Genomic DNA, 9,488 nt, shown 5'->3' with positions numbered 1-9,488 from the left:
GGCCTGGCCGTGCCCGCCAAGACACCTGCTGCCGTGGTGGAGCGTCTGTCGCGCGAAGTGCAGACCGCACTGGCCCAGCCCGATGTGAAAAAGCGCCTGCTGGAACTGAACCTCCATGCCCAGGGCAGCACCCCCGCGCAACTGGGCGAGCACCTGGCGGCCGATGTGCGCCGCTGGAGCGACGTGATCGCCCGGGCCAAGATCGCGCGGCAGTGACGGTTGCTGCGCTTCGGCTTTTGTGACCGAAAGGCAAATCGGATGAACATCACACACATCGGCCTCGTGGGCTATGGCGAGGTGGGCAAGATCTTCAGTGCGGGCTTGCGTGTCCAGCCCGGCGTGGCCTCGGTCGCTGCCTGGGACCTGAAGCTGGCCGACCCCGCGCACCGCGACGCCCTGCAGAAGCACGCCGCGCAAGCGGGCGTGGTGGCCGTGGATGGGATGCAGGCACTGTGCACGCGTTGTGACTGCATCATCTCGGCCGTCACCGCATCGAACACGCTGGTCGTGGCGCAGGAGGCCGCGCAGCACATCCGCCCCGGCACCGTGTTCCTGGACCTCAACTCGGCATCGCCCGGCACCAAGCAGCAGGCCGCTGCGCTCATCGAGGCGCGGGGTGCGCACTATGTCGAGGCGGGCGTGATGACCTCGGTGCCCCCCTACGGCATCCGCGTGCCCATGCTGCTGGGCGGCGTGCAGGCTGCCGCGCTGACCACTGTGCTGACCAGCTGGGGCATGGATGCCCAACCCGTGAGCGAGCAACTGGGCGTGGCCAGTGCCATCAAGATGTGCCGCAGCATCATGATCAAGGGCCTCGAAGCCCTGGTGATTGAGAGCTACTCCACCGCCCGCCACTACGGCGTGGAAGACCATGTGCTGCCCACCTTGGCCGAGACCTTTCCCTCCATCGACTGGCACGAACAGGGTCGCTACTTCTTCAGCCGCGTCGTGCAGCACGGCCAGCGCCGCGCCGAAGAGATGCGCGAATCGGCCCACACGGTGCACGAGGCCGGCATGGAGCCACTGATGGCCTCGGCCATCGCCGCCAAGCAGCAGTGGGTGGCCGACCTCGCGCGCGGAGGCGTCTTTCACGGCCTGCCCAAGGACGCGCGCTGGCAGGACTATGCGGACCGGGTGTTGGGCAGTTTGTCCGTCGTGCCTGCAAAGGACTGAGCCTGCGAATCGCCACCCGCCGGTGAAACTGGCGCGGCGCAATGCCAGAGGCACCGAGCAAGGGCCGCCCCGCAGCAAGGGTGCCGTCCCCCGTTGGGGGGATGCCGCGCAGCGGCTCAGGGGGGAGACCTGTACAACGCCTGCAGCGTCGTCCGAATCAGCTCTGCCATCGCCTGCTGTGTGAGTGTGGCCGGGCGTTGCGAGCTGACGGCCATGAACAGCTTGCTGCGCAGGCGGGTGCTGCCGCCTTCCTCCTCGCCGTCCCCATCGCTGCCCGCGCCGTGGATGGGCCGGGTACTGAACACTTCCGATTTGCCCGACGTGGTGACCGCATTCATGGGCAGCACCGCACAGCCCGCGCCATCGGCCACCAGGTCCAGAATGGCGGCCACGCCGTCGATCTCCAGGCTGATCTGCGGGCGCTTGCCGCGTGCGGCCAGTTCGGATTCCACCAGCATGCGGATGGAATTGGGGCGGGTGGGAATCACCAGCGGAAAGCGCGGCAGCTCGTCCAGCGGCAGGGGCGTTCGGGCCAGGGCATCGGCCTCTGCCTCGCTCTGGCCGGGGGCGCGGCGCTGCACCAGAAACAGGTCTTCCTCCAGCAGCGCCGTGGTCTCGATGCCCGGCGCGGGCGTGGTGTTGTAAAGCAGTGCGATGTCGAGCAGCCCGGTGGTCAGCGACTCGCGCATGGCCACCGACAGGCCCTCGCTGATGGCCAGCGCCGCGTCCGGCATCTTCACGCGGAAGGCGCGGGTCAGCGGCACCGTCAGCACCTTGGCAATGCTGGGCGGCAGGCCGATGGCCACGCGCCCGGCCAGGGCGCCGCGCACGCGGCCCAGCTCCTCGCGCGCGCGCTCGACCTGGTGCAGGATGCCGCGCCCGTGCTCCAGGAGCAGCTTGCCCGCCTCAGTGGGTGTGGCGCCCCGGCCATTGCGCACCAGCAGGTTCTGGCGCAGCTCCACCTCCAGCAGGCGCACCTGGCGGCTCAGTGCGGGCTGGGCAATGTCCAGCACCACCGACGCGCGGGTGAAGCTGCCCAGCTCGGCCACCCGCACGAAGTATTCAATCTGCTTGAGGTCCATGGCAAGGCTCTCTGCTATTTGCAATAGCTGTAGGTCAACGATCACGGAATGATATATCTGGTAGTGCCGGTGCCGCCTTCATGTTTGGGCTGCGGCTGCCCACAATCGGCGGCATGTATACAACTGCACGCACCGCCTGGGCCACCCGCAGCCCGGCAGGAGACAACGCATGACGGCGCCAGTGATCCGAGGCATTTCTTCCATGGCCACGCGCCAGGTGCTGGCCGATCTGGTGGCCGGTTTTGCGCGGCAGTCGGGCACGCAGGCCGCCATCGAATCGGTGGGCGGTGTGGACGCCGCCAAGCGTGTGGCGGCCGGTGAGGCGTTCGACGTGGTCATCCTCGCGTCCGACGCCATCGACAAGCTGCTGGCCGCGGGCCATCTGGTGCCCGGCAGCAAGGTGGACTGGGTGCACTCCGGCGTGGCCGTGGCCGTGCCTGCCGGCGCGCCGCTGCCCGACCTGTCGAGCGAAGACGCTGTGCGCGCTGCCGTGCTGGCAGCGCCCAGCATCAGCCTGTCCACCGGCCCCAGCGGCGTGGCACTGGCCAAGCTGTTCGAGCGCTGGGGCATTGCCGATCAGATCGACCCGCGCATGGTGCAGGCGCCCCCCGGCGTGCCCGTGGGCTCGTTGGTGGCCAAGGGCGAGGTGGCGTTGGGCTTTCAGCAACTGAGTGAGCTGCTGCACGTGCAGGGCATCCAGATCGTGGGCCCGCTGCCACCGGCCATCCAGATCACCACCACGTTTTCCGCAGGCGTTGGCGTGCATTCGCAACAGGCGGATGCAGCACGTGCGTTGCTGGCTTACCTGGCTTCTCCCGCTGCGGCGGACGCCAAGCAAAAGCAGGGCATGACCCCCGCCTGACCGATCACAAGAACACCTTCCAGGAGCACCCAAAAATGAGCCTCATCATCGATTGCCACGGCCACTACACCACGGCCCCCAAGGCGCTGGAGAACTGGCGCAATGCGCAGATCGCCGGCATCAAAGACCCCGCCGCCATGCCCAAAGTGGCAGACCTGCACATCAGCGACGACGAGCTGCGCGAGTCCATCGAGACCAACCAGCTCAAGCTGATGAAGGAGCGCGGCAGCGACATCACGCTGTTCAGCCCACGCGCCAGCTTCATGGCCCACCACATCGGCGACTTCAATGTGTCCAGCACCTGGGCCGCCATCTGCAACGAGCTGTGCTATCGGGTCTCCACGCTGTTCCCCGACCACTTCGTGCCCGTGGCCATGCTGCCGCAAAGCCCCGGTGTCGATCCCGCGACCTGCATCCCCGAGCTGGAAAAGTGCGTGCACGAATACGGCGCGGTGGGCATCAACCTGAACCCCGACCCCTCGGGCGGGCACTGGACCAGCCCCCCGCTGACCGACAAGCACTGGTACCCCATCTACGAAAAGATGGTGGAGTACGACCTGCCCGCCATGATCCACGTGAGCACCAGCTGCAACGCGTGCTTTCACACCACCGGCGCGCACTACCTGAACGCCGACACCACGGCCTTCATGCAGCTGATCCAGGGCGATCTGTTCAAGGACTTCCCCACGCTCAAGTTCCTGATCCCGCACGGCGGTGGCGCAGTGCCCTACCACTGGGGCCGCTTCCGTGGGCTGGCGCAGGAGATGAAGAAGCCCCTGCTCGACGAGCACCTGATGAACAACGTGTACTTCGACACCTGCGTGTACCACCAGCCCGGTATCGACCTGCTGAACACCGTGATCCCGGTGAAGAACGTGCTGTTCGCCAGCGAAATGATCGGCGCGGTGCGGGGCATTGACCCCACCACCGGCAACTACTACGACGACACCAAGCGCTACATCGAGGCGTCCAAGATCTTGAGCGCGGAAGACAAGCACCAGATCTACGAAGCCAACACGCGCCGCGTGTTCTCCCGACTCGATTCACGCCTGAAGGCAAAGGGGCTCTGACATGTTTGAACTTGGCGTTGTCTATCGCAACATCACCCGCGCTGACCGCGCAGCCGCTGACGGCCTGGCTGCACTCGGCTCGGCCACCGTGCACGAGGCCATGGGCCGTGTGGGCCTGCTCAAGCCCTATATGCGCCCCATCTACAGCGGCCAGCAGGTCAGCGGCACGGCCGTCACCGTGCTGCTACAGCCTGGCGACAACTGGATGATGCATGTGGCGGCCGAGCAGATCCAGCCCGGCGACATCGTGGTAGCGGCCGTCACCTCGGAGTGCACCGACGGCTACTTTGGCGACCTGCTGGCCACCAGCTTCCAGGCCCGGGGCGCACGCGCGCTCATCATCGACGCCGGTGTGCGCGACGTGAAGACGCTGCAGGAGATGAACTTCCCCGTCTGGAGCCGCGCGATCAGCAGCAAGGGCACCATCAAGGCCACGCTGGGCTCGGTCAACATCCCCGTGGTGTGCGCCGGTGCACTGGTCACCCCGGGCGACGTGATCGTGGCCGACGACGACGGTGTGGTGTGTGTGCCCGCCGCCCGCGCGGCCGAGACCCTGGCCGCCGCGCAAAAGCGCGAGAGCTTTGAGGGCGAGAAGCGCGCCAAGCTCGCCAGCGGCGTGCTGGGCCTGGACATGTACAACATGCGCCCCGGCCTGGAGAAGGCGGGCCTCAAGTACATCGATTGAGCGGTTTTTCAGTCTTTTGGGCTGCAAGCGCTAGTCAATCATGCGCTTGCAGCTATGTAATTAATAGCAAATAGCTTCTTCTTTCCATGCGTTGTTCCGTGTCTCCTGTTTCTCTTTCCCGCCGTGTGGGCCTGGCCGTGGGACTGGCCACAGCCCTGGGCTGTGTGCCCCAGTTCGCCTCGGCGCAGGCGTTTCCGTCCAAGCCCGTGCGCATCATCACGCCCTTCCCCGTGGGCGGTGGCCCGGACGGCGTGGCCCGCCTGGTGGCCGACAAGTTGTCCAAGAGCTGGGGCCAGCCCGTGGTGGTCGAGAACCGCCCCGGTGGCAACGGCTTCATCGCCATCGATGCGTTCAAGCGCGGCGCCAAGGACGGGCATGACCTGATCGTGCTCGACAACGTACACCTGGCCGCATACCCCAGCCTGTTCAAGAAGCTGCCGTACGACACGGCCAAAGACTTCGACACGCTGCTGCCGCTGTTCAAGACCTATTTCTTCTTCACCGTGGCCGCCAACAGCAAATACAAAACCGTGGGCGACATCGTGGCCGACGCCAAGGCCAACCCCGGCAAGCTCAACTACGGCTCCTGGTCCATCGGCAACCCGGTGCACCTGGGCTCCGAGCTGTTTGAAAGCGCCACCGGCACGCAGATGGAGCATGTGCTCTACAAAGAGACGACGCAGCTCTACACCTCGGTCTCCACCGGCGAGCTGTCGTTTGCGCTGGGCAGCGCCGCCACGGCCGGGCCGCTGCAACGTGCGGGCAAGCTGCGCTTTCTGGCCGTCACCGCGCCGCAGCGCCTGGCCAGCTTTCCGGATGTGCCCACCGTGGGCGAATCGGGTGGCCCCAAGGGCTTTGAGGTGACGGGCTGGAACGCCATCGCCGTGCCGCCCGGCCTGCCCGCTGCCGTGACCGACAAGATCCGCAAGGACATCGAGCAGGCCCTGTCCGGCGCCGATGTGCAGGAGAAGTTCAAGAGCTTTGGCTACGAGCCCTTCCCCACAACGCGCGCGCAGTTCGCCCAGTTCGTCAAGGACGAGAGCCAGCGTTTTGGCGACGTGATCAAGAAGGCCAACGTGTCCCTCGACTGACCTGCCCCACCCAGCAACCAAGGACCCACGCCCATGAGCGAATTCACCAAGACCCCCGGCTGGCTGGACTGGTACGCCGGCCCCAGCAAACCCCGCTTCCAGGTGCCCGCAGGCGCTGTGGACGCGCACTGCCATGTGTTCGGCCCCGGGGCAGAGTTCCCCTACGCGCCCGAGCGCAAGTACACGCCCTGCGACGCCAGCAAACACCAGCTGTACGCGCTGCGCGACCACCTGGGCTTTGCGCGCAACGTGGTGGTGCAGGCCACCTGCCACGGTGCGGACAACCGCGCGATGGTGGATGCGCTGGTCCACTCTGGCGGCAAGGCGCGGGGCGTGGCCACCGTCAAGCGCTCGGTCACCGACCAAGAGCTGCAGGCCATGCACGACGCCGGTGTGCGTGGCGTGCGCTTCAACTTCGTCAAGCGCCTGGTGGATTTCACGCCCAAGGACGAGCTGATGGAGATTGCCGCGCGCATCGCCAAGCTCGGCTGGCACGTGGTGATCTACTTCGAGGCCGTGGACCTTCCCGAGCTGTGGGACTTCTTCACTGCCCTGCCCACCACCGTGGTGGTGGACCACATGGGCCGCCCCGATGTGAACAAGCCAGTGGACGGACCGGAGTTTGAGCTGTTCCTGAAGTTCATGCGCCAGCATCCCAATGTGTGGAGCAAGGTGAGCTGCCCCGAGCGCCTCTCCGTGACTGGCCCCAAGGCCCTGAACGGCGAGCAAAATGCCTACACCGACGTGATCCCGTTCGCCCGCAAGGTGGTCGCAGAGTTCCCCGACCGCGTGCTCTGGGGCACCGACTGGCCGCACCCCAACCTCAAGGACCACATGCCCGACGACGGCCTGCTGGTGGACTTCATTCCGCACATCGCCCCCACGGCCGAGCTGCAGCAAAAGCTGCTGGTGGATAACCCCATGCGCCTCTACTGGCCTGAAGAAGTGACAAAGAAAGGCTGATGCCATGCCACTCGACAAACCCTACCTGGACGTGCCCGGCACGACCATCTTCGACGCCGAGCAAAGCCGCAAGGGCTACTGGCTCAACCAGTTCTGCATGAGCCTGATGAAGGCTGGCAACCGCGAGCGTTTCAAGGCCAACGAACGCGCCTACCTCGATGAATGGGCGATGACCGAAGAGCAGAAGCAGGCCGTGCTGGCACGCGACCTGAACTGGTGCATCCGCCTGGGCGGCAACATCTACTTTTTGGCCAAGATCGGCGCCACCGATGGCAAGAGCTTCCAGCAGATGGCGGGCAGCATGACCGGCATGACCGAAGAGGAATACCGCAACATGATGATCAGCGGCGGCCGCTCGGCCAATGGCAACCGCGTGATCGGCGAAGACGGCGACGCACAGGCTCACCGCCAGCCACAAGGCGCTTCCGGCAAGAAAGGAAACTGACCATGGCCAAGATCACCGCCTCCGTGTTCACGTCGCACGTGCCTGCCATTGGCGCTGCGCTGGACCTGGGCAAGACGCAGGAAGACTACTGGAAGCCGCTGTTCGCGGGCTACGACTTCTCCAAGCAATGGATGAAGGACAACAAGCCCGACGTGATCTTCCTGGTCTACAACGACCACGCCACGGCCTTCAGCCTGGAGATGATCCCCACGTTCGCCATCGGCACGGCCGCGCAGTTCCAGCCCGCCGACGAGGGCTGGGGCCCCCGCCCCGTGCCCGTGGTGCAGGGCCACCCCGACCTGGCCGCGCACATTGCCCAGTCGGTCATCCAGCAGGACTTTGACCTCACCATCGTCAACAAGATGGACGTGGACCACGGTCTCACCGTGCCGCTGTCGCTGATGTGCGGCCAGCAAGATCCTAAGACGGGCGCCTGGCCCTGCCCGGTGATCCCGTTCGCCGTCAACGTGGTGCAGTACCCCGTGCCCAGCGGCCGCCGCTGCTACAACCTGGGCCAGGCCATCCGCAAGGCCGTGGAGAGCTACGACGAAGACCTGAACGTGCACATCTGGGGCACGGGCGGCATGAGCCACCAGCTGCAGGGCCCGCGCGCAGGTCTCATCAACAAGGAGTTTGACAACGTCTTCCTCGACAAGCTCATCAACGACCCCGAGGCCGCCGCCAGCATCCCGCACATCGACTATGTACGCGAAGCCGGCAGCGAAGGCATTGAACTCGTGATGTGGCTCATCGCCCGCGGCGCCATGGCCGATGTGGCCGGTGGCAAGCCGCCCAAGCTGGCGCACCGCTTCTACCATGTGCCCGCGTCCAACACCGCCGTGGGCCACCTGATTCTTGAGAACACCTAAAAAACACGCCAAAGGACACACACCATGACCATCAAAGTCGCACTCGCCGGCGCTGGCGCCTTCGGCATCAAGCACCTGGACGGCATCAAGAACATTGACGGCGTTGAAGTCGTCTCCCTCATCAGCCGCGACCTGGCCAAGACCCAGGAAGTGGCCGACAAGTACGGCATCAAGCATGTCACCACCGACCTGGCCGACAGCTTGGCGATCAAGGAGGTGGACGCCGTGATCCTGTGCACGCCCACGCAGATGCACGCCAGCCAGACCCTCGCCTGCCTGGAAGCGGGCAAGCATGTACAGGTCGAGATCCCGCTGTGCGACGTGCTGGCCGATGGCGAGAAGGTCATCGCCCTGCAAAAGCAGACCGGCCTGGTGGCCATGTGTGGCCACACCCGCCGCTTCAACCCCAGCCACCAGTACGTGCACAAGAAGATCACGGCAGGCGAGTTCAACATCCAGCAGATGGATGTGCAGACCTACTTCTTCCGCCGCACCAACATGAACGCGCTGGGCCAGGCCCGCAGCTGGACGGACCACCTGCTGTGGCACCACGCTGCCCACACGGTGGACCTGTTCGCCTACCAGGCCGGCAGCCCCATCGTGAAGGCCAACGCCATCCAGGGCCCTATCCACCCCACGCTGGGCATTGCGATGGACATGAGCATCCAGCTCAAGGCCGCCAACGGTGCCATCTGCACGCTGTCGCTCTCGTTCAACAACGACGGCCCGCTCGGCACCTTCTTCCGCTACATCGGCGACTCGGCCACGTACATCGCGCGCTACGACGACCTGGTGAATGGCAAGGAAGAGAAGATCGACGTGAGCAAGGTCGATGTGAGCATGAACGGCATCGAGCTGCAGGACCGCGAGTTCTTCGCCGCCATCCGCGAAGGCCGCGAGCCCAACGCCAGCGTGGCACAGGTGCTGCCGTGCTACCAGGTGCTGCACGACCTGGAGCTGCAGCTCAACGCAGGCTGATTGCAAGCCCAATTGGCTGCTGGCGCTTTTATATCAAGCGCCAGCAGCTATGCATTTGATAGTTAGGGGTGCCTGGCATCACTCCTTCAATGCCGCCTTGTGCTCGATGATGCGCGAGACCAGACCATAGTCCACGGCCTCTTCGGCCGACAGCCAGCGGTCGCGCTCGATGTCTGCCAGCACCACCTCCAGCGGCTTGCCGGTCTGCCGAGCGATGGTGGCTGCAATCCGCTCACGCGCTTTCACCATCTCGCGCGCCTGGATGGCGAT

The 9,488-nt window shown here is 65.5% G+C and carries 12 protein-coding genes; 10 read left to right on the top strand and 2 right to left on the bottom strand.

Annotated elements, in window-relative coordinates:
* A partial coding sequence (locus DBR23_RS30635) for a tripartite tricarboxylate transporter substrate-binding protein (protein WP_255581687.1) occupies positions 1 to 216 on the top strand: 216 nt, incomplete at its 5' end.
* A 42-nt stretch (positions 217 to 258) separates the two neighbouring features.
* Complete coding sequence (locus DBR23_RS12905; protein ID WP_108498514.1) at positions 259 to 1,173, top strand: NAD(P)-dependent oxidoreductase; 915 nt, start codon at positions 259 to 261, stop codon at positions 1,171 to 1,173.
* A 116-nt stretch (positions 1,174 to 1,289) separates the two neighbouring features.
* Here DBR23_RS12905 and DBR23_RS12900 read toward each other — a convergent pair whose 3' ends face one another.
* On the bottom strand, positions 1,290 to 2,255 hold the full coding sequence (locus DBR23_RS12900; protein WP_056067984.1) for a LysR substrate-binding domain-containing protein: 966 nt from the start codon (positions 2,253 to 2,255) through the stop codon (positions 1,290 to 1,292).
* 169 nt (positions 2,256 to 2,424) lie between these two features.
* Between DBR23_RS12900 and DBR23_RS12895 the strand changes: the two genes are divergently transcribed.
* The 8 genes from DBR23_RS12895 (at position 2,425) to DBR23_RS12860 (ending at position 9,218) form a co-directional block, all read left to right on the top strand.
* The gene (locus DBR23_RS12895) at positions 2,425 to 3,117 is read left to right on the top strand and encodes a substrate-binding domain-containing protein (protein WP_108498513.1); all 693 of its coding nucleotides are present in this window, start codon (positions 2,425 to 2,427) and stop codon (positions 3,115 to 3,117) included.
* 35 nt (positions 3,118 to 3,152) lie between these two features.
* Entirely contained in the window at positions 3,153 to 4,187 is a 1,035-nt protein-coding gene (locus DBR23_RS12890; protein WP_108498512.1) for an amidohydrolase family protein, read from the top strand.
* Between the two features lies 1 nt (position 4,188).
* Entirely contained in the window at positions 4,189 to 4,872 is a 684-nt protein-coding gene (gene ligK / locus DBR23_RS12885; RefSeq protein WP_056067987.1) for a 4-carboxy-4-hydroxy-2-oxoadipate aldolase/oxaloacetate decarboxylase, read from the top strand.
* Positions 4,873 to 4,958: 86 nt separating this feature from the next.
* Positions 4,959 to 5,963 (top strand): tripartite tricarboxylate transporter substrate binding protein, encoded by a 1,005-nt coding sequence (locus DBR23_RS12880; protein WP_056742992.1) that lies wholly within the window; start codon positions 4,959 to 4,961, stop codon positions 5,961 to 5,963.
* A 33-nt stretch (positions 5,964 to 5,996) separates the two neighbouring features.
* Positions 5,997 to 6,926: an amidohydrolase family protein gene (locus DBR23_RS12875; protein ID WP_108498511.1), complete on the top strand. Its 930-nt coding sequence runs from the start codon at positions 5,997 to 5,999 to the stop codon at positions 6,924 to 6,926.
* Between the two features lie 4 nt (positions 6,927 to 6,930).
* Positions 6,931 to 7,371 carry a protocatechuate 4,5-dioxygenase subunit alpha gene (ligA, locus tag DBR23_RS12870; RefSeq protein WP_108498510.1) on the top strand — a complete coding sequence of 147 codons (441 nt, stop codon included), beginning with the start codon at positions 6,931 to 6,933 and terminating at the stop codon, positions 7,369 to 7,371.
* Positions 7,372 to 7,373: 2 nt separating this feature from the next.
* Entirely contained in the window at positions 7,374 to 8,240 is an 867-nt protein-coding gene (locus DBR23_RS12865; protein WP_108498509.1) for a class III extradiol dioxygenase subunit beta, read from the top strand.
* Between the two features lie 24 nt (positions 8,241 to 8,264).
* A complete protein-coding gene (locus DBR23_RS12860) occupies positions 8,265 to 9,218 on the top strand; it encodes a Gfo/Idh/MocA family oxidoreductase (RefSeq protein ID WP_108498508.1) in 954 nt (317 codons plus the stop codon).
* 78 nt (positions 9,219 to 9,296) lie between these two features.
* Here DBR23_RS12860 and DBR23_RS30630 read toward each other — a convergent pair.
* A partial coding sequence (locus DBR23_RS30630; RefSeq protein WP_233250436.1) for a ClpP family protease occupies positions 9,297 to 9,488 on the bottom strand: 192 nt, incomplete at its 5' end.

The organism is Acidovorax sp. HMWF018 (genome assembly GCF_003061035.1).
In the GTDB taxonomy this organism is placed as follows: Bacteria; Pseudomonadota; Gammaproteobacteria; order Burkholderiales; family Burkholderiaceae_C; genus Acidovorax; species Acidovorax delafieldii.
The sequence above is the reverse complement of the archived record's forward strand: the minus strand, read 5'-3'. Positions and strand labels throughout refer to the sequence as shown.

Bases quoted from the DNA above. Each gene is read 5' to 3' on its own strand.
- DBR23_RS12895 (WP_108498513.1), top strand. From the start codon at position 2,425: ATGACGGCGCCAGTGATCCGAGGCATTTCTTCCATGGCCACGCGCCAG.
- DBR23_RS12890 (WP_108498512.1), top strand. From the start codon at position 3,153: ATGAGCCTCATCATCGATTGCCACGGCCACTACACCACGGCCCCCAAG.
- ligK (WP_056067987.1), top strand. From the start codon at position 4,189: ATGTTTGAACTTGGCGTTGTCTATCGCAACATCACCCGCGCTGACCGC.
- DBR23_RS12865 (WP_108498509.1), top strand. From the start codon at position 7,374: ATGGCCAAGATCACCGCCTCCGTGTTCACGTCGCACGTGCCTGCCATT.
- DBR23_RS12900 (WP_056067984.1), bottom strand. From the start codon at position 2,255: ATGGACCTCAAGCAGATTGAATACTTCGTGCGGGTGGCCGAGCTGGGC.
- DBR23_RS12905 (WP_108498514.1), top strand. From the start codon at position 259: ATGAACATCACACACATCGGCCTCGTGGGCTATGGCGAGGTGGGCAAG.
- DBR23_RS12875 (WP_108498511.1), top strand. From the start codon at position 5,997: ATGAGCGAATTCACCAAGACCCCCGGCTGGCTGGACTGGTACGCCGGC.
- DBR23_RS12880 (WP_056742992.1), top strand. From the start codon at position 4,959: ATGCGTTGTTCCGTGTCTCCTGTTTCTCTTTCCCGCCGTGTGGGCCTG.
- DBR23_RS12860 (WP_108498508.1), top strand. From the start codon at position 8,265: ATGACCATCAAAGTCGCACTCGCCGGCGCTGGCGCCTTCGGCATCAAG.
- ligA (WP_108498510.1), top strand. From the start codon at position 6,931: ATGCCACTCGACAAACCCTACCTGGACGTGCCCGGCACGACCATCTTC.